This window comes from Nakamurella sp. GG22, assembly GCF_052976845.2.
In genome coordinates this window covers 1-18,226 of the sequence record NZ_JBRIIO020000028.1, presented here as the reverse complement: position 1 = coordinate 18,226, position 18,226 = coordinate 1, and the positions used below count along the sequence as shown (strand labels likewise).

The 18,226-nt window shown below is 68.4% G+C and carries 20 protein-coding genes; 9 read left to right on the top strand and 11 right to left on the bottom strand.

Annotated elements, in window-relative coordinates; genetic code table 11:
• The first annotated feature begins 21 nt into the window (after nucleotides 1-21).
• The 4 genes from ACVBEQ_RS22745 to ACVBEQ_RS22730 all read left to right on the top strand — a co-directional run bounded on the left by ACVBEQ_RS22745 (nucleotide 22) and on the right by ACVBEQ_RS22730 (nucleotide 5,755).
• Nucleotides 22-3,756, top strand: a complete 3,735-nt coding sequence (locus tag ACVBEQ_RS22745; RefSeq protein WP_447155682.1) for a hypothetical protein — start codon at nucleotides 22-24, stop codon at nucleotides 3,754-3,756.
• Nucleotides 3,753-4,448, top strand: a complete 696-nt coding sequence (locus ACVBEQ_RS22740; protein ID WP_447155681.1) for a hypothetical protein — start codon at nucleotides 3,753-3,755, stop codon at nucleotides 4,446-4,448. Before ACVBEQ_RS22745 ends, ACVBEQ_RS22740 begins: the two co-directional genes overlap by 4 nt.
• A 250-nt stretch (nucleotides 4,449-4,698) precedes the next feature.
• The gene (locus ACVBEQ_RS22735) at nucleotides 4,699-5,010 is read left to right on the top strand and encodes a hypothetical protein (protein WP_447155680.1); all 312 of its coding nucleotides are present in this window, start codon (nucleotides 4,699-4,701) and stop codon (nucleotides 5,008-5,010) included.
• 235 nt (nucleotides 5,011-5,245) lie between these two features.
• Nucleotides 5,246-5,755: a pyridoxamine 5'-phosphate oxidase family protein gene (locus ACVBEQ_RS22730; RefSeq protein WP_447155679.1), complete on the top strand. Its 510-nt coding sequence runs from the start codon at nucleotides 5,246-5,248 to the stop codon at nucleotides 5,753-5,755.
• 15 nt (nucleotides 5,756-5,770) lie between these two features.
• Here the strand turns inward: ACVBEQ_RS22730 and ACVBEQ_RS22725 are convergent, their stop codons facing one another.
• The 4 genes from ACVBEQ_RS22725 to ACVBEQ_RS22710 all read right to left on the bottom strand — a co-directional run bounded on the left by ACVBEQ_RS22725 (nucleotide 5,771) and on the right by ACVBEQ_RS22710 (nucleotide 8,855).
• Complete coding sequence (locus tag ACVBEQ_RS22725; protein WP_447155678.1) at nucleotides 5,771-6,580, bottom strand: methyltransferase domain-containing protein; 810 nt, start codon at nucleotides 6,578-6,580, stop codon at nucleotides 5,771-5,773.
• Nucleotides 6,581-6,594: 14 nt separating this feature from the next.
• On the bottom strand, nucleotides 6,595-7,329 hold the full coding sequence (locus ACVBEQ_RS22720; RefSeq protein ID WP_447155677.1) for an NAD-dependent epimerase/dehydratase family protein: 735 nt from the start codon (nucleotides 7,327-7,329) through the stop codon (nucleotides 6,595-6,597).
• 204 nt (nucleotides 7,330-7,533) lie between these two features.
• Entirely contained in the window at nucleotides 7,534-8,106 is a 573-nt protein-coding gene (locus ACVBEQ_RS22715) for a hypothetical protein (protein ID WP_447155676.1), read from the bottom strand.
• Between the two features lie 2 nt (nucleotides 8,107-8,108).
• Complete coding sequence (locus ACVBEQ_RS22710; RefSeq protein WP_447155675.1) at nucleotides 8,109-8,855, bottom strand: DUF4386 domain-containing protein; 747 nt, start codon at nucleotides 8,853-8,855, stop codon at nucleotides 8,109-8,111.
• A gap of 53 nt (nucleotides 8,856-8,908) precedes the next feature.
• Here ACVBEQ_RS22710 and ACVBEQ_RS22705 point away from each other — a divergent pair, with 53 nt between their 5' ends.
• The gene (locus tag ACVBEQ_RS22705; RefSeq protein WP_447155674.1) at nucleotides 8,909-9,652 is read left to right on the top strand and encodes a TetR/AcrR family transcriptional regulator C-terminal domain-containing protein; all 744 of its coding nucleotides are present in this window, start codon (nucleotides 8,909-8,911) and stop codon (nucleotides 9,650-9,652) included.
• Nucleotides 9,653-9,670: 18 nt separating this feature from the next.
• Here the strand turns inward: ACVBEQ_RS22705 and ACVBEQ_RS22700 are convergent, their stop codons facing one another.
• Both ACVBEQ_RS22700 and msrB read right to left on the bottom strand, forming a co-directional pair.
• Nucleotides 9,671-10,003, bottom strand: coding sequence for a DUF3817 domain-containing protein (locus ACVBEQ_RS22700; protein WP_447155673.1), 333 nt, complete (start codon nucleotides 10,001-10,003; stop codon nucleotides 9,671-9,673).
• Between the two features lie 166 nt (nucleotides 10,004-10,169).
• Nucleotides 10,170-10,589, bottom strand: a complete 420-nt coding sequence (gene msrB, locus ACVBEQ_RS22695) for a peptide-methionine (R)-S-oxide reductase MsrB (protein ID WP_447155672.1) — start codon at nucleotides 10,587-10,589, stop codon at nucleotides 10,170-10,172.
• A 72-nt stretch (nucleotides 10,590-10,661) separates the two neighbouring features.
• Between msrB and ACVBEQ_RS22690 the strand changes: the two genes are divergently transcribed.
• From ACVBEQ_RS22690 to ACVBEQ_RS22680, 3 genes are all read left to right on the top strand, one after another.
• On the top strand, nucleotides 10,662-11,744 hold the full coding sequence (locus ACVBEQ_RS22690; RefSeq protein ID WP_447155671.1) for a DNA polymerase domain-containing protein: 1,083 nt from the start codon (nucleotides 10,662-10,664) through the stop codon (nucleotides 11,742-11,744).
• 178 nt (nucleotides 11,745-11,922) lie between these two features.
• Nucleotides 11,923-12,429 carry a cupin domain-containing protein gene (locus ACVBEQ_RS22685; protein ID WP_447155670.1) on the top strand — a complete coding sequence of 169 codons (507 nt, stop codon included), beginning with the start codon at nucleotides 11,923-11,925 and terminating at the stop codon, nucleotides 12,427-12,429.
• Nucleotides 12,430-12,517: 88 nt separating this feature from the next.
• Nucleotides 12,518-13,135 (top strand): maleylpyruvate isomerase N-terminal domain-containing protein, encoded by a 618-nt coding sequence (locus ACVBEQ_RS22680; protein WP_447155669.1) that lies wholly within the window; start codon nucleotides 12,518-12,520, stop codon nucleotides 13,133-13,135.
• Between the two features lie 18 nt (nucleotides 13,136-13,153).
• Here the strand turns inward: ACVBEQ_RS22680 and ACVBEQ_RS22675 are convergent, their stop codons facing one another.
• The 4 genes from ACVBEQ_RS22675 to ACVBEQ_RS22660 all read right to left on the bottom strand — a co-directional run bounded on the left by ACVBEQ_RS22675 (nucleotide 13,154) and on the right by ACVBEQ_RS22660 (nucleotide 16,556).
• Complete coding sequence (locus tag ACVBEQ_RS22675) at nucleotides 13,154-13,993, bottom strand: alpha/beta fold hydrolase (protein ID WP_447155668.1); 840 nt, start codon at nucleotides 13,991-13,993, stop codon at nucleotides 13,154-13,156.
• 124 nt (nucleotides 13,994-14,117) lie between these two features.
• On the bottom strand, nucleotides 14,118-14,939 hold the full coding sequence (locus tag ACVBEQ_RS22670; RefSeq protein ID WP_447155667.1) for a putative protein N(5)-glutamine methyltransferase: 822 nt from the start codon (nucleotides 14,937-14,939) through the stop codon (nucleotides 14,118-14,120).
• An 8-nt stretch (nucleotides 14,940-14,947) separates the two neighbouring features.
• Nucleotides 14,948-16,015: an ATP-dependent DNA ligase gene (locus ACVBEQ_RS22665; protein WP_447155666.1), complete on the bottom strand. Its 1,068-nt coding sequence runs from the start codon at nucleotides 16,013-16,015 to the stop codon at nucleotides 14,948-14,950.
• 43 nt (nucleotides 16,016-16,058) lie between these two features.
• Nucleotides 16,059-16,556, bottom strand: a complete 498-nt coding sequence (locus ACVBEQ_RS22660) for an RpiB/LacA/LacB family sugar-phosphate isomerase (RefSeq protein ID WP_447155665.1) — start codon at nucleotides 16,554-16,556, stop codon at nucleotides 16,059-16,061.
• Between the two features lie 128 nt (nucleotides 16,557-16,684).
• Between ACVBEQ_RS22660 and ACVBEQ_RS22655 the strand changes: the two genes are divergently transcribed.
• Nucleotides 16,685-18,055, top strand: coding sequence for a glycoside hydrolase family 32 protein (locus ACVBEQ_RS22655; RefSeq protein ID WP_447155664.1), 1,371 nt, complete (start codon nucleotides 16,685-16,687; stop codon nucleotides 18,053-18,055).
• 7 nt (nucleotides 18,056-18,062) lie between these two features.
• Here the strand turns inward: ACVBEQ_RS22655 and ACVBEQ_RS22650 are convergent, their stop codons facing one another.
• A complete protein-coding gene (locus ACVBEQ_RS22650; protein WP_447155716.1) occupies nucleotides 18,063-18,224 on the bottom strand; it encodes a M15 family metallopeptidase in 162 nt (53 codons plus the stop codon).
• Nucleotides 18,225-18,226: the final 2 nt, after the last annotated feature.

Sequence of the window (18,226 nt, the reverse complement as noted above, 5' to 3'; positions counted from 1 at the left end):
CGACAGTGAGGACTGCCTGCGGTGAAGAAGCACACCGCTCGAGCTCGGGTCATCGTGCTCGGCGTACTGAATCTGCTGATGTTCGGGGTGGTCCCTGCGGCGGCGTACTGGTCTTCGACCGGTGCCAACGCCGATACCGTCGCCACCGGCACGTTGGATCCGCCTACTGCGGTCACCGTGCCGACAGACAGCAGTTCAACGCTCACCGTCAGCTGGACCCCGCCGCTGACCCTGCCGGCGCCGACCGGCTATTACGTCGAGCGGGTCGGATCGACCACCGTGCCTGCCTGCGGCAGCAGCCAGGTCGTGCCGGTCGTGGGGACATCCTGTGTCGACGGTGCGATCCCGGACGGCAGCTACTCCTACGTCGTCACGTCGGTCTACCGGTCGTGGACGGCCGCAAGCGCCCCGAGCGACAGCGTGCTGGTCGCCAAGCCCGTTGCGCTTGCGATCACCACGCAGCCGACCAGCACCATTGCCGGTGAGGACATCGGCCCGCCGGTGGTGGTGGCGCTGCGGACAGCGGGCGGCACCGCGGCAGCGCAGGCGGGGGTGCCGATCACGCTCTCCTTCGGGGCCAACCCGGCCGGCGGCGCGTTGGCCGGCACCGTGACGGAGCTGACCGACGCCGCCGGGGTGGCCTCCTTTCCGGACGTCAGCATCAACAAGGCCGGCGCCGGTTACTCATTGACCGCAGCAAGTCCCGGGTTGACGACCGCAACGTCGACGACCTTCTCCATCACCCCCGCTTCCGGGTACAAGTTCGTGTTCACCACCGCCCCGGTCACCGGCATCGCGACATCGACGGCCAGTCGAGGTCCGCTGACCATCCAGTCGCAGGATGTGTTCGACAACCCGACCAGTGCCCCCGCCGGCGGCACCGTCGTGTCGCTGTCGTCGTCGTCCACCGGGACGAAGATCTTCGCCGCCACCTCGGGGGGAACGTCGATCACCACCATCACGATTCCGGCAGGGGCGTCGAGTGTCTCCTTCTACTACGGCGACAGTCTGGCCGGGACACCGCAGATCAGTGCAAGTCGGACGGGCTTCAGCACCGGACGGCAGACACAGACGATCACCCCCGCAGCGCCTTCCAGATTTGCTTTCACGTCCGCACCCGTCACCGGAAGCGCCTCGCTGGTGCCGACGCTGGGACCGCTCACCGTCCGGCTGACCGACACCTTCGGCAACACCGCGGTCGCGACGTCCTCCACCACCGCGACGATGGCATCGAGTTCCACTGGTACGAAAAGGTTCTCGCTGTCTGCCAGCGGCACGCCGACCACGACGTCGCTGATCTTCGCCATCGGTAGTAGTTCCGCCTCGTTCTACTACAGCGACAGCAGAGCGGGCACACCGACGATCACGGTCAGCCGCAGCGGCTATACCAGCGCCACCCAGGTGCAGACGATCCTCTCGACGGTGGCCACGAAACTCGCCATCACGTCGACGGCCATCACCCTCGCGGCCCCGTCGACCACAGCGTCACGAGGGCCGTTCACCGTGCAGTTGCAGGACTCCACCAGCAATCCCGTGCTTGCCACGACAGGCGGCCGCACGGTGACTCTCACCTCGTCCTCGACCAGCACCACGAAGGTCTTTTCGGCAGCACTGTCCGGTACGCCCACGACGACGGTGACCATCCCGGCGGGGGCGTCCAGCACGACCTTCTACTACGGCGATACCAAGGCCGGATCGGCCACCATCTCCGTCAGCTCGTCCGGTCTGACGACCGGCACCCAGTCGACGACCACAGCGGCCGGTCCCGTCGCGCAACTGGCCTTCACCTCGACGGCCATCACCGGAGCCGCCTCCGCCACCGCCGCCCGGGGACCGTTCACCGTGCAGAGCCGTGACCAGTACGGCAACGCCTCCGTCGCGCCGGCGGGTGGCCTCGTCATCTCGCTGTCGACATCGTCCACCGGAGCAACGGTTTTTGCCGCCACCGCCTCCGGAACGGCCACCACCTCGGTCACCATCGCTGCCGCCTTGTTTAGCGTGTCCTTCTACTACGGCGACACCAAAGCAGGGACCGCAGCGATCACCGCCAGCTCACCGGGGCTGACCAGCGCCACCCAGAACGCCACCATCACCGGTGCGACTGCGTCGGCGGTCGTGTTCTCCACAGCTCCGGTGACCGGCGCTGCGTCCTCCACCGCGGCGCGTGGCCCGTACACCGCCCAACTGCGGGACGTCTTCGGGAACGTCGCCGTTGCCCCCAGCGGTGGACAGATCATCGCGTTGTCATCGAACTCTACTGGTACCAAAGTCTTCTCGGCCACCGCCAACGGGGCGGCGGTCACTACCAGAACCATCTCCGCCGCCTCGTCCACGGTGTCCTTCTACTACGGCGACACCAGGGTCGGGACTCCGACCATCAACCTGACGGCCACCGGACTGACCGGCGCAAGCCAGATCACCACCATCACGCCGGCAGCGGCGACCGTGCTGGCGGTCACCTCGACGGCACTATCCGGAGCCGCATCGGCGACGGCATCGCTCGGGCCGATCACCGTGCAGCTGCGCGACGCCTTCGGAAACACCGCGGTCGCTCCGGTGACCGGGAACACGCTCACGCTCGCCTCGACATCCACCGGCAGCAAGGTGTTCTCGGCCAGTCTCGGCGGTCCTTCCATCACCACCGTGACGATCGCCCCGGGTGGATCGAGCGCCACTGTCTACTACGGGGACACCAAAGTCGGCACACCGACCATCACAGTCAGCGGCACGGGCTTGACCAGTGCAACCCAAACGGCCACCATCACGGCCGGCGCACCGGTGGCCCTGGCCTTCACCACGACGGCGCTGTCCGGAGCGGCGTCCAGCAACGCAACCCTGGGTCCGCTGTCGGTCCAGTTGCGTGACGCCTACGGCAACGCGGCGGCGGCGCCGACCGGCGGCGTGACAATCACCCCCACGTCCACATCTACTGGAACGACGGTGTTCTCGGCCAGCTCCAGTGGAGTTCCCATCGCCACCGTGACTGTCAGTGCGGGGTTGTCGAGTGCCTCCCTCTACTACGGGGACACCACCGCAGGCACGCCCACGGTCACCGCCGCCGCGGGTGGATTGACCAGCGCCACGCAGAATCAGACGGTCGTCGCGGCCGCTGCCAGCCAATTGCTCATCACCTCCGCGCCGCTGTCGGGAACAGCGTCGTCCACTGCGTCGCTCGGACCGGTCACGGTGCAGGCCAAGGACCAGTTCGGAAACCTTGCGAACGCGCCTGCCGGCGGGACCGCCCTGACGTTGTCGTCTTCCTCGGCCGGGACCAAGATCTTCGCGGCATCCCTGAGTGGAACGTCCGTCACGACCGTCACCATCCCGGTCGGGACCTCGAGCACCACGTTCTACTACGGTGACACCCGGGCGGGCACGCCGACCATCACGGTCAGCCGGGCCGGGGTGACCAGTGCCGGCCAAGCAGTCACCGTACTGCCGGCCGCGGCGGCAAAACTCGCGTTCGGCCAGCAACCGACATCCACGGCGAGAGGCGCGACGCTCTCCCCGGCGGTGACCGCCAGGATCCTCGACCAGTTCAACAACCTGACCACCAGCACCGCCCCGGTGACGATCGCGATCGCCACCAATCCGGTTGGTGGCACCCTCAACGGCACGAAGGTGGTCTCGGCCGTGGCAGGTGTGGCCACCTTCACGCTGAACATCACCGCACCAGCGGCCGGGACCGGATACACCCTGCAAATCTCGGCCACCGGACTCACCGGCGCCACCAGTTCGGGGTTCACCATCTCATGAGCGTGCACGTCGAAGTCAGAAGCGCTGCAGCGTTGCAGCTCTCGGAGTCAGGTCCGGGATGTGACCTACTGGCCGCCACCGGCTCCCCCGTCACGACTCTGCTGGTGGTGGCCGCGGCCTTGCTGATTGTCGGTGTACTGCTGTCCGTGGGTGCAGGAGGCCGGAGAGGGCGGAGGGTCGCGCTCGTGGCCGCGCTGGTGATCGGTTCCGGGATCGTCGTGGGCGGTGCCGTGCCGAACCAGGCCCGGGCGGCCGAGCCACCGTGCGGCGATGCTGGACTCCCCGACGATGTCGTCATCGAACCCACGCCGACCGGGTCGGGGTCACCCGGGAATGACGACGCCCCGGTGTCACCCTTCGACATCGGACAGATCTCGACGAATGTCGACATCGCGCCGGGTCTCGCATCCACGCCCATCAGCGGGCAGATTGTCAATCGCGGTCCCGAGGCGATCTACGTCGAGGCCATCTCAGTGGAGATCGCGACGGTGACGAAGGCGGCGGGCGCAGTTGACGGTGTCTGCGACAGCACCGACTACGACCTTCGTGACCCCAACATGTACATCGGACGTACGCTCGCACCCGGTCAATCCGCCATCTTCTCCGGCGCCACCATCGAATTCCACAACAAACCGATCAACCAGGACGCCTGTCAGGCCGCAACAGTCGGATTGATATATCGCACCAGGTGACGTTCTCCATCTCCGATGCCGCGTCATCGCTTCCGCGTCGCCAATGCCCGGCGAGCGTCTCTCACATGGTTCCGGGTCAACCTGCCACGGCGGCAAGCCGTCCAACGGTGGACGCCCTGAAGATCCGGTCTGCGAGGATCACCCAATTGGGGCGGTGCCACCATCCCGGAGCAGGCCGAGAATGGATGCACCTGCAGCTGGCTGGTCCGGACCGCCGCCCGCTGAGCCTTGCACCGTGAGGAGACCGCCCATGGCCGTGCGATCCATCAGACGGCGCGACGGTGCAACCGTCGAGCCTCGGCGGAAGGGGCCGTTGACGTACGGCAGGTCGATGGCGTCCGTCGCCGTCCTGCCGAGGCGCTATTACCTCCTCCCGGCGACCATCAATGCCATGCACTTCACCGTCACAGCGATCCCGAAGTGGATCGACAAGCGCGAGCAACGCAGCGGCACCAATTCGCCGCCGATGGTGGTCACGGTCGCTGTCCTGGCAATCGCCGGACGAGGCCTGCTCCGTGCGGCCGGCGCAGGACCGAGAGCCGTGCAGCGCTCGCATCGCTGACGTCGAAGGGCTCGGCATGCACCGACGGGTCGACCTCGCGGCGGCCGTGAAGCCGGGTTCACGCTGATCCCTGCTGCCACGATCCCTACTGCCACGTTTCCCTATTGCGACGTTGCCTGGTGCTCGATTCGGTGCGCCCGTGCCTGCCCAGTGAGACCGCACGCCATCGAGGTCCGATCCGATGAATCGGCAACGTTGGCGCAGTCTGTGCTGGACCGACCGAAGGGATCATTCGATGGCCAGCACAGCACCGAGCACCGACCTCGACGCCCGTTACAGCGATCCGGAGGCGGATGCAATCGCCTGGGACACCGCGTGGCGGCAGCTCACGGAAGCCGAACTTTTCTGGCTGACGACCGTCAGGCCAACCGGAGGGCCGCACGTCACACCGTTGATCGCGGTGTGGCTGGACGGCGCGGGGTACTTCTGTACGGGTCCGGAGGAGCGGAAGGCCAAGAACCTGGACGCGAACCGGCAGGTCGTCCTCACCACAGGCAACAACTCGCTCAAGGAGGGCCTCGACCTGGTCGTCGAAGGTGACGCCGTCCCGGTGGAGGATCCGGAACGGCTGCGCAGGATTGCCGACGCCTACTTCGAGAAATACGGTTCCGACTGGCGTTTCGAGGTGACCGACGGCGGGTTCGTCCACCACGCCGGCCGGGCCCATGTCTACGAGGTCAGGCCGTCGACCGCCTACGGATTCGCAAAGGGCACCTACGGTCAGACCAGGTGGCGCTTCAGCTGATCGGGGCCGCTCAGGTCACTGAACCCGGCAGAGGATCTCGCCGTGCAGGATCGCGAACCAGCCGTCATCGGCCGAGCCCCAGTCGCGCCAGGCCCCAGCCAGTTGCTCCAGCTCGGCATGGTCGGTGAATCCACCGCTCACAGCCTGATGGGCGAACGCCGACTCGGTCACGCGCTCCGCCCAAGTCGACCCCCACCACCGGCGTTCGTCGGGGGTCGAATAGCACCACACCGACGCCGAACAGGCGACGTCCGCAAACCCCGCCTGGTGCGCCCAGGCCAGCAGCCGCCGGCCGGCGTCGGGCTCCGCGCCGTTGTCCACCGCCACCTGGTGGTACAGCTCCAGCCAGCGGTCCAACCGCGGATCCGGCGGATACCACGTCATCGCCGCGTAGTCGGCGTCGCGCGCGGCCACCACCCCACCCGGCCGGCACACCCGCGCCATCTCCTTCAGGGCGGCGACCGGGTCGGTCAGGTGCTGAAGCACCTGGTGGGCGTGCACCACGTCAAAGGTGTTCGCCGGGAAGTCGAGCTGATAGGCGTCACCGACGGTGAACGCCACGTTGGTCACGCCCTCGTCGGCGGCCGACTGCCGGGCATCGACCAGCGGCTGGCCGACCCGGTCCACCCCCACGGTCTGTCCGGGCTCGACCAGCCGGGCGAGGTCCAGGGTGATCGTGCCTGGGCCGCAACCGATGTCCAGGACACACTGGCCCTGCCGCAGATGCGGGAGCAGGTAGCCCGCCGAGTTCTCGGCAGTCCGCCACCGGTGCGAGCGCAGCACGCTGTCGTGATGGCCGTGGATGTAGGTGTCCGGGGGCGTCATACCGGCATCTTGCTCTACCTGACGCCCTGGTAGCTCGCCAACGTGATGGCCAGCGCCCGCTCGGCGGGGGTGGCCCGGACACCGAGCCGGTCGGTGATCTTGCTGCTGTCGACGACGAACGGCTCGTCGAACAGGTACCGCATCTCGACCAGTTCGCGCAGCGTCGGGTTGACCAATCCACCCGCGCGCAGCAACCAGCCCGGCATGGTCCGCAGTCGAGCGGCGGGCCGGCCCGCGAGCCGGTAGGCGATGGTGACCAACTCCCGCGTTGTACTGGTGGCCGGGTCATTGGGCAGGTGCCAGATTTCGCCGACCGCGTCCGGGTGCTCGCCGAGGACTGCCAGCCCTTCGGCGATGTCGGGGATGAAGCTGTAGGTGTGTGGCTGATCGGGATCGCCCAGCACCGATGCCGTCCTCCCGGCCAGCGCGGGCGGGAACAGCCGATCGCCGAGGTTCGACTGGGCACCACCGCCGGGTCCGAAGTAGTCCGACGCTCTGCCGATGGCGACCTGAACGCGGCCGGACCGGTGCGCAGCGAGCAGGTCGTCCGCCATTCGCCCGCGGAGCAGCCCTTTGGCGGTGTGTGCGGCGTTCGGCCGGTCCTCGGTCAAGGGCCGACCGGCGGGACGCCCGTACATGTAGACGTTCTCCATGCTGACCATCCGGGCCCCGCTCGCCTCGGCGGCGGTCAGCACGCCCGCCTGCAGGCCCGGGAATCTCGCCGACCACTCCGCGTACGGCGGGTTCATTGACCTGATAGACCACCGCGGCCCCGCGGGCCGCCCTGACGGCCTGTACCGGGTCGGAGGCGTCCGCGGCAACGACCTCGACGTCGGCGGGTACCCGAGCTGCTCCCGATCTGTTGACAAGTCGTACGTCCAGGTCCCGGCGCTGCAGTGCGGCGAGCAGGGCGAGGCCGATGGCGCCGGTACCGAAGACCACGTGCTGGCCACTCATGCCGCACTCCCCGCGGCGATCCTTGAAGTGCGCGGCAGGACGAACAGCAACAGCACCCCGCTCAGCGCGGACACCGTGCTCGCACCGGTGGCACCGAAGACCGTGTACTGCGCTTCCACGTCGACGCCGGCGGCGGTGGTGACCGTCCAGCCCAGTGCCCAGAGCGCCGGCAGGGCAGCGGCCCAGATCCAGCGTCGTCGCGCCGCGACCGGCAGGACAACGGCCTGCGCCCCACCGAGGGCGAGACCGGTGACGGCGCCCATCAGGGCCAGATCGGCCAGGCTGGTGCCGAAGTCGACAGCGACCGCACCGGCCAGCAGGCCCAGGCCCATCCCCGCAGCGGTGGCCGGGATCCACCGGATCCACTCGAGTTGGCGGCGGGATGCCAGCCATTGACCTGCGCCGATCACTGCCCCGGTGACGATTCCGCCGAGCAGGGCGGCAGCGGGGGAGTTCACCGGTCCGGCAACGATGCCGCCGGCGATGCCGGCCACCGGGAAAGCCAGAAATCCGAGGGTCCAGAGCGCCCGGCTGCGGAAAGTCAGGTTAGCGAGGAGGCTGCGCGACATGGTCAGACCTCGACAGCGCTGCGGGTCGCCGGAGCTGGGGCCGCGAACTTTCCACGGAGAATGACGACGGCCACGGCGACCAGCCAACCGCTCCAGATGACGTACCCGGCGAAGTTGGCCAACCCCGCCCCGGCGACATCGAACGGCTCCACGATTCCGGCGGCGATCAGCGCGGCAGACAGTATGCCGGTAACGGCGAGGACCCGTCCGGTCAGCGATCCGCGGAACACCGCCTTGTAGAGGCCGACGGCGACCAGGACTGTCCAGGCGGCTGTCAGTGCGTACCCGAAGGACTCTCCGAGCACGGTGCCCAGCCACAGGTTCGCGGAATCGAAGGTGTCGGCGGCACCGGGATCACCCGCTCGTGCGGCGAGGCTGGGGACCAGCACCGGCCAGCGGAGCAACCCGACGACCTGCACGGCAGCCGCGGCGATTCCGACCGGCACCGACGCGCGGAGCGCGGCCGAGGTACCCAGCCGCCCGACCCGGATGGCGATCGGAGCGAGGAGTCCGGCGCCGGCGGCCAGCAGCAGGAACCAGAAGCTGATCACCAGTTGGTTGGCCGCGAAGGTGGCGAGCACCTCGGCCGCGGGCTTGTTCAGCACGTCCGGGTAGTCGAAGACCGCCCCGAGCCCGAGAAAGGCCAGGTTGACGGCGGCGGCGCCGGCGATCAGCAGTCCGGCGGTCAGTCGCCGTCCGTCGCGCGTTACCGGGGAGATCTGCTGCTCGTGGTGGGTGGTGGTCATCATGTCCGCTCCTTCGTTGTACGGCGTACAGAGTTTGTACGCTGTACAGTAATCCCGTGGCAGACGAGACGTCAAGAGGCGAATCAGAAGTTGTCCATGGGGTGGGCGAAGCACCTGCCGAGCTCGGGAAGGCGCCAGGGCGGCGTGGTCCACGGCGGAGCCTCGCCCTGGCCCAGGTGGTGGATGCCGCGCTCGAGGTCGTCGACGAAGGTGGGCCGGACGCCCTCTCCGTGCGCGCGGTGGCGGCGTTACTCGGCGTCCGGCCCAATGCGCTCTACACCTACGTGGCGAGCCGCGCGGCGCTCGAGCGGGAGATCGTGGAGCGGGTGCTGTCCGATTCGGACGTCACCCTGCTCGACCGCTCCGAGAAGACCTGGCAGCAAACGGTTCTGGAGTACGCGACGTCTCTGCGCACGGTGCTGCTGCGGCACCCCGGAGTTGCGCGGCTGATGATGACAGCGCCGATGGACGGACCAACGGCGCTGCTGGTCGGCGAACGGCTCATCGCGGCCATCGTGGACGGGGGGCTCACACCCGCAGACGCGTCCCGGGCCAGCTACGCGCTCATCGTCCAGGTACTCGGCGCGGTCGCGCTGGAGGTCGCGGAGACGGACGGAAAGCCGCCGTTGCAGCCGGAGCAGGACCGGATCGCCGGGCGTCTGGCGGCGCTGGAATGGCTGGACGGTGGTCAGTGGCCGATGACGGTGGCCACCAGAGAGGTCACTGCCGGCTGGATCTCCACCGAGCAGTTCGTCTGGTCCGTGCAGCGACTGCTGGACGGGATAGCGATCGTCCGCTGACGGGAGGACCGTGGCCAGTCAGCCGGCGAATGCCGCGCTGGGCTGCTGCACGGGGTCCAATCGGCCGGACCGCTTCGCCCAGAGTTCGAACCACACGGTGAAGAACGGCGGGATGGACGCGGCCAGCGCGGCCAGTGTCGTCCACACGGTCCAGCGCTGGATTCGCGCGGTCAGCAGCGCCAGGACGACGTACGCGATGAAGACGCCGCCGTGGATCGGCCCGAACACCTTCACGCCCACCTCGCTGGTGCCGGCGACCCACTTGACGTACATGCCGACGAGCAGGCCGAGCCAGGTCATTGCCTCGACGACGGCGATGATGCGGAAGGCGGACACGATGCGGGAGTTCACGTCTCGAGTGTTCCATCGGCGCGGGCGGGTCCGGACGCGGAAAGGGCGCCACGTGGGGTGACCTTCCACGCAGCGCCCGTCCCCGGGTTCAATCCATTCGGTAGATTCCGACGTTCTTCGGGCCCGGGAACGTCGGAAATCGCCCACTCGATTGCGCCACAGCCACTCAGCCCTCGGCGGGCTCGAGGGTCAGCGACACTCCGTTGATGCAGTACCGGTCGTTGGTCGGGGTCGGGTAGCCCTCACCCGAGAAGACGTGCCCGAGGTGTGATCCGCAGGTGGCGCAGCGCACCTCTGTGCGGACGGAGCCGAAGGAACGGTCCTCGATCAGCTCCACCCGGTCCTCGGCCAGCGGGGTGTAGAACGCCGGCCAGCCGCAGTGCGCGTCGAACTTGTGCTCGCTGCGGAACAGCTCGGAGCCGCAGCCGCGACACCGGTACACGCCGACGGTCGGGTCGGTCTCGTAGGAACTCGAGAAGGGCCGCTCCGTGCCGGCCTTGCGGAGTACCTGGTACTCCTGCGGGCTGAGCTCCGAGCGCCACTCCTCGTCGGACTTCTGAACTTGGTAGGTCTTGTTGGTGGTCATACCTCAGTCAACAACGACACCGGGTTCGGCGTTCCCGGCCCGTTCCTTACGGGTCTGTAATAGGTTGCGTCGATGGCCAAGTCCCCCGCTGCGCTCGTCACGGTCGGAGAGCGGGAAGTGCGAGTCTCCAGCCCTGACCGGGTCATCTACGAGGCGACGGAACGGACGCCGACGATCACCAAGCTCCAGGTCTGCGAATACTTCGCGGCCGTCGGCACCGTGCTGATGCGGGCGATCGGTGAGCGACCAACGGCCATGGAGCGATGGCCGGACGGTTGGCGTGAGGGCATGCGGCTGGCCACCGGACCGATGGATCGGGAAGGCGACGGTTTTTACCAGAAGCGGCTGCCGAAGGGTGCGCCCGACTTCATCGAGACCGTCAAGATCACCTTTCCCAGCGGGCGTACCGCGGAGGAGCTGTGCCCCACCGAGGTGGCGTCGCTGGTGTGGGCCGCGCAGATGGGTGCGCTGACCCTGCACCCGTGGCCGGTACGGCGGCCCGACGTCGACCACCCCGACGAGCTGCGGCTCGATCTCGATCCACAGCCGGGAACCTCGTTCTCCGACGCGCAGCGGGTCGCGGAGGTCACCCGGGAGTTGCTCGAGGAGCTGGGCCTGCGGGGCTTCGCCAAGACCAGCGGCAACCGGGGCATTCACATCTTCGTCCGCATCCAGCCCCGGTGGACCTTCGATGAGGTGCGGCACGCGGCGATCGGGCTGGGCCGCGAACTCGAACGACGCGACGGCGGCGTGACGACCGCATGGTGGAAGGAACAGCGCGGCACCCGGATCTTCCTGGACTACAACCAGAACCTCCGGGACCGGACTATCGCCAGCGCCTGGAGCCTTCGGGCCCGACCCGGCGCACCGGTCAGCACACCGATGTCCTGGGCCCGGCTGTCGGAGGTCGGGGACCCTCGCGACTTCAACCTGACGACAATCCCGGACTACATCGCCGACGGTGACCCGTGGGCGGAGATGGACGCGGAGGCCTACTCGCTGGAACCCCTGCTCCAGCTCTGGGAGTCGCTGCCCGGCGGCGAATTGAACTGGCCCCCTGACTACCCCAAGCAGCCGGGCGAACCGCCGCGGGTACAGCCGAGCAAGAAGGTTGCGGAGCACTGGGATGACGAGGGCAACCGCATAGAGAAGTAGGCGGCCCCCGTATTCCGTGCCTTCTGACAATCCCGTCCAAGATGACACGCGGCTCACGCCGACGTACGACTACCGCCGAATGAGTCATCTGTCCGTACCCGAATCACTCTGACGGCAGGATTGCCCGCGTTTTCTTGCGACGCCAGAATGGGACCCTCATGAAAGGGGGCCAATTCAGATGCCCAACCTCATCAGCCAGGGAAAGAAAGCGTTGTTCGCTGCGGTCGTCATCGCAACTGCCGGTGCGCTGGGCGTGACGACCGCCGCCTCTGCAACACCTTCGAGCGGCGACATCCGGCGGGCGCCAATATCATCCGGCGTGCTCGATGGACCGCAGAAGTCGAAGGCCGACGGGATCCAGCTGAAGACCAAAGGGCCGGTCAAGGTCGATGATGTCGTGCTGACCTATAAGCCCGGCGCCACATCCGGCTGGCACAGCCATCCAGGGATCGTCATCGCCACTGTCATCACCGGAAAAGTCAAGCGAACTCTGAGTTGCGGACGCGCGGAGACTTTCGGTCCAGGCGAGAGCTTCACCGAAGTCGGTCCACATTTTGTCGCCAATACCGGCAAGGTCGATGCGAGTTTGTCCATCACCTTGATCTATCCGGCAGACTGGGCGGAGCCGACGACAAGAATCGATGAATCGAAGCCGATCTGCCGGGGTCGGGCCATGCCGGGGTAGCGAGGTCACGTTCCCGAGGCCGTACGACGTTCACCGCCGACGGAACCCACAATCTCCTCGCGGGCGCCCTGGGTTCAGAATTGCCGCCATGGACGGATCGAGCCTTCAGCAGTCAGCGCGTGCCAGCACATCGTTCCTGAGTAAGACCCTGAGGCTGGATTGGGACAGCCCGATCCCGGACATGACCTGGTCGGTGCGCGAGGTCGTCGCGCACATCAGTGAGGTGCTGCTCTGGTACTCGACCGACCTGTCCGCGGAGAAGACGGAGCTCAGCACGATGGTCCTGAAGGTCCGGCCGACCGACAACCCGGCGGACCTGCTCCGAACCATCACGGCGTTCAGCGCGATGCTCGGTTACGTCGCCGACGGGGTACCACCCGGACACCGCGGCTGGCACCCGGACGGGCTCGCCGATTCGACGGGTTTCGCGGCGATGGGCTGTGACGAGATCCTGATCCACACCTACGACGCTGCATTGGGTCTCGGTCTGGAGTTCGAACCATCGGAGGTGCTCAGCCAGGCGGTGCTCCGCCGACTCTTCCCCTGGGCGCCGAAGGACACCGATACCTGGCAGACCCTGCTGTGGGCAAACGGCCGGCGGGAGCTCAACGACCGGCCGCGTCAGGTGCACTGGCACCGGCACCCCGCGCCGCTGTCGGAGTGGGACGGGACCGTGGACGAAGAAGCCGCCGCCCGCCGCGGCTAGCTGCCGGCCCGTGGAAGGTCAGCCCGCGTTCAGCACCTCGCGCAGCGCGTCGGCGGCGCTCGGGGGATCCTCCGCGAATGCAATGTGCCCGCCCGGGAACATCGTGGGTTCGATACCGAGCGCGGCGGCCAGCGCCCGTGAGGTGTCGTCGCAGACCTCGCCGGCGGAGTCCTCACCAATACCCACCACGATGCGCGTGGCGCCGGCCCGGAGCGCCGAGATATCCGGCCGCCACAGGGTTGTGCCGCGCAACTCGTGCAGGAAGAAGTGACGCTCGTCGGCGGCCTCCTGCGGGTCGCGATCGGCCGGCTCCGGAATCGGGCCGGTGGGCCCGCCCTCCTCCGGCATGTCGATGTTTGCCTCGGCCATGAACTTCGCCCAGGCGGCGGCGGGCCCGTCCGACAGGTAGGTCGCGATCATGTCCTCCATCGCGACCCGGCGCTGCTCCGCGTCGCCGAGCAACTGTTCCAGCGGCGGCTCGTGCGCGATCACCGTGTGCACCTTGTCGGGGCGGGCCTGGGCAAGGGCCAGCACGGTCACTGCCCCGCCGCTCGATCCGAACGCCACGGCACGCTCAGCCCGGATATGGCTGAGCAATCGCGACAGGTCGTCCGCTCGCAGTTCGGGAGTGGAGTCGTCGTCGGGATTGTCGAGCGGGCTGCGGTTGACGCCGCGCGGATCCGTCGTGAGCACCGTGTGATCGGCCGCCAGGATCTCGGCCAGCGGCTCGAACGACCGGGCGTCCATCGGGGAACCCACCAACGCGATCACCGGACCGGTGCCCCTGACCTCGTAGTACAGCCTGGCTCCGGGCACCGTCAGGGTGCCGGAGATGGCGGTACCGGTGCTGAGCGTCAAGGTTCCTCCAGGTGGAGCGACGTGGTGGTGGGCGTCCGCGGGTTGCGTCTACCTCCAGACGTGACGCCGCACCCGCCCGGAACTCATCGGTCGACTGCCACCTGCATCGCAGGGCCTTCTGCGATCAGGGTTCGTGCATCGCCCGCCGGCCGGCGATCACCACGGTTGCGCCGATGTCGTCGTCCTGGGCGACCCGCGCCGCGAGACCAGCGGCGCGAGCGGCGGCGACCGCCGCGGCTGCCTGACCGTCACTGGCCTCGACGAGCAGCGCACCGTCGGGCGACAACCAAACCGAAGCCTCCAGGATCACCCGGCGAACCAACGCCAGGCCGTCGCTGCCGCCATCGAGCGCCGCCCGCGGTTCGTGCAGCCGCGCCTCCGGAGGCATCAGCCGGACAGCGTCGGTGGGCACATAGGGCGCATTCGCGACCAGGACGTCCACCCGTCCACGGACGGCGTCCGGCAGTGGTGCATAGAGATCCCCCACAAACGTGCCGGCGTCCGGGGGCAGGTTCAGCCGCGCGCAGGCCACCGCGACCGGATCGATGTCGGAGGCGTAGATCTCGCAGCGGCCCAGCCGAGCCGCCACCGCGGCGCCGACCGCTCCGGCGCCGCAACACAGGTCCAGGACCACCGGCCGACCGCTGGCGGCGGACTGACGTTGCCGCGCAAGCACGATCGCCTCGGTCACCATCAGGGCGGTGCGCTGCCTCGGCACGAAAACGCCTGGCCGCACGGCGATCCGCACACCGCAGAAGTCCGTCCACCCCAGGATGTACTCGAGCGGGTCGCCGGCCACCCGCCTTACGACCATCTCCCCGAGATGCTCGGGCGACCGCGCATCCGCGAGCAGCAGCCGCGCCTCGTCCTCGGCGAACACGCAGCCCGCGGCACGCAGTTCGGCGACGACGGCGGGATACCGGAGCGGATCCGCGGTCGAGGCCATCCGGCCGGTCAGCCGCTTGTCAGGACGTCGGCGAGGTTGAACCGGACCGGCCGCTCGAGCTGTTCGTAGGTGCAGGACTCTGGGTCGCGATCGGGCCGCCAACGGACGAACTGGGCCGTGTGCCGGAACCGGACGCCCTCCATGTAGTCGTATCGGACCTCCACCACCCGCTCGGGCCGCAGCGGGATGAACGACAGGTCCTTGCCGGCGTTCCACCGGCTGGTCTCGTTCTTCCGCGGCGTCCGCTCGCCACCCTCGTGCGCCGCCCAGTTCCACGGGTGGCCCTCGAACGTCGTCACCCACGGCTGCAGCTCTTCGAAAAGCTTCTTGCGGGTCGCCATCGGGAAGGCGCCGATCACCCCGACGGAGGCCAGCACGCCACGGTCGTCGTAGAGGCCGAGCAGCACCGAGCCGATCGTGTCGGGCCCGGACTTGTGCACCCGGTAGCCGGCGACCACACAGTCGCAGGTCCGCTCGTGCTTGATCTTGCTCATCACCCGCTTGTCGGGCTGATAGCGCAGGTCGAGCTTCTTCGCGATCAGCCCGTCCAGTCCGGCGCCCTCGAATTCCTCGAACCACCGCGCCGCCTCGGTGATGTCCGTGGTCGCGGGGGTGATGTGGATCGGCGGCTGCGCGTCGGACAACGCCTCCTGGAGGGCCTGCCGGCGTTCGATCAGCGGTCGGTCCATCAGGTTGTCGTCGCCAATCGCGAGCAGGTCGAACGCGACGAAGCTGGCCGGCGTCGCGCTCGACAGCATCTTGACCCTGCTCGCGGCCGGGTGGACGCGCTGCTGCAGCGCCTCGAAGTCGAGAGTGTTGCCCTCCAGGTTTGCGACGATGATCTCGCCGTCGATCACCGCCCGCTGTGGGAAGTTCGCCTTCACCGCCTCGACGACCTCAGGGAAGTACCGGGTCATCGGGCGTTCGTTCCGGCTGCCGATCTCCACGTCGTCGCCGTCGCGGAAGATGATCGACCGGAAGCCGTCCCACTTGGGCTCGTACAACTGGTCGGCGGGGATGGCGCTGACCGGCTTTGCCAGCATGGGCGAGACGGGAGGCATGACGGGTAGCTGCACGGTCCCAGTCTCCCTGCCCCGCCTCGCCCGCGCTGAGCCGCCGTCAGTCCAGGGTCGGGCTGTCGAGTTCGGTGAGCGGCCGGAGGTGCCGGTCGTCGATCGCCGCCACCTTCTCCACCCGGCGCCGGTATTTCTCCTCGCCGCCGGGTCCGCCGAGGTAGTCGGTGGTCAGCCAGACCCGGACGATGTCCAGCGCCAGCGCGGATCCGATGATCTTCGCGCCCAGGCACAGCACGTTGGTGTTCGAGTGCGACCGGGCGAGTCCGGCGCAGAACGGGTCCTGGCAGACGGCCGCGAAGATCCCGCTCACCTTGTTGGCGATCATCGCGCTGCCGTACCCGACGCCGTCGACAAAGATCCCGCGCTCGCATTCGCCGCGGGCGACCGCCAGCGCTGCCGGGTAGACGAAATCAGGCAGGTCGCAGGCGTTCTCGTCGAAGGTGCCGAAATCGGCGACCACATGACCGGCGGACTCGAGGAGCTGCCAGATCTCGCCCTTCAACGGGAAACCGGCGTGGTCGTTGGCCAGGGCGATCCGCATCGGGGTCCTTTCAGCAGGGTCGGCGGCTGACTGCCGACCGGCTCGAACACGGTAGCGCCGGGCGAATTCAACCGGTCAACCGCCGAACGGGTCGGCCGCGCTCGCATGCGAGGCCCGAGAATGGAGGGATGTCGCCGACAGATCCGCCGCCCGTTGTCGTTTCTCAGGATGGTGGCCACGTCAGGCCCCGGCTGCATTTCACGCCGGAGCGCGGCTGGCTCAACGATCCGCACGGCATCATCTGGGCGGGCGGCGAGTACCACCTCTTCTATCAGCACGTCCCGGCCGGTACCGAGTGGGCCGCGGCTGTTCACTGGGGCCACGCTGTGGCGCCGGATCTGCTCCGCTGGCGACGCTTACCGATCGCCTTGAGTCCCCGCGCGGACGAGGAAGGCTGCTGGACCGGCGCCACCCAACTCGCCGACGGAGTGCTCCGGATCCTCTACACCAGCGTGCTCGCGGACAAATGGGACATCGGCCGGATCGCGGTTGCCCTGCCCGATCGGGAACTGCTGCGTTGGGAACGGCCGACCGACAGTGTCCTCATCGCCGGGCCGCCGGATGACCTCGCGGCCAGGGTCTTTCGCGATCCCTGCCTGGTGCGCACCGAACGGGGCTGGTCGATGGTGGTGGGTGCGGGCGTGACCGATGGGACTGGGCTCGCCGTTCAGTACACCTCGGCGGACGGAGAGAACTGGACCTACGGCGGGGTGCTGTGTTCGCGCAGCAGTGCGGACGTCGACGGGGTCTGGACCGGCACGATGTGGGAGTGCCCGCAGCTGTTCCGGGTCGGCGCCGACTGGGTGCTCGTGGTGTCGGTGTGGGACAAGGACACGCTGTATTACGTCGCCGGTGCGGTCGGCCGCTACGACGGTGTGATGTTCACCGCGGAGCGGTGGAGCCGGCTCACCCACGATGAGACCGCCTACGCCATGACCAGTTTCACCGATTCCGTCGGCCGGCCGTGCGTCATGTCCTGGCTCCGTGAGGACCCGTCGCAGGCGCCGGTGTCGAAACCCTGGGCGGGTGCTCTCTCGCTGCCGATGGTGGTCGAGGTCGGCCACGATCGGACGGTGCGCCTGCGGCCCCATCCGGATCTGGAAGCGCTGCGGCGGGACGTGCCCATCTCGCACGACGCCGGCCGCGGCGGGCTCGTGGTGGCGGGAGGGAGTCGGGGTCTCGACATCGAACTGCCGGGCCGTCGACCAGACTGGCGAGTCGCGCTCACGGCCGGGCACGATGAGGTGCTCGCGATCGAGGCCTCGCCCGAGGAAGGCCGGCTGACGATCACCAGACCCGGTCTCGGCGAGGCTGCGACCGTGCCGGCGACCGCCGACGTGATCCGGGTCGTCATCGACGCCGGCATCGTCGAGATCTTCGCCGGCGACGGGTGTTCCGCTCTAAGGGTGCCCGCCGACAGGGAGACCGACGTCGTGGTCAGCGGTGTCGACCCCGGGCAGCTCACGATCCATCGACTGGAACCGGCGATCACCGGCTGAGACCGGTTCAGCGGCCGGACACCGAGAAGTGCTGGTAGTCGACCGGGTCGGTCCACGACCCGCCCCAAATCCAGCCGCGGCTCTCGAATGCCCGGACGGCGGCGTCCCCTGCCATCAGGACGCCCGCCCCCGGCTTCCTGTCCAGGTACTCCCGTCCCCGCTCCGGCAACA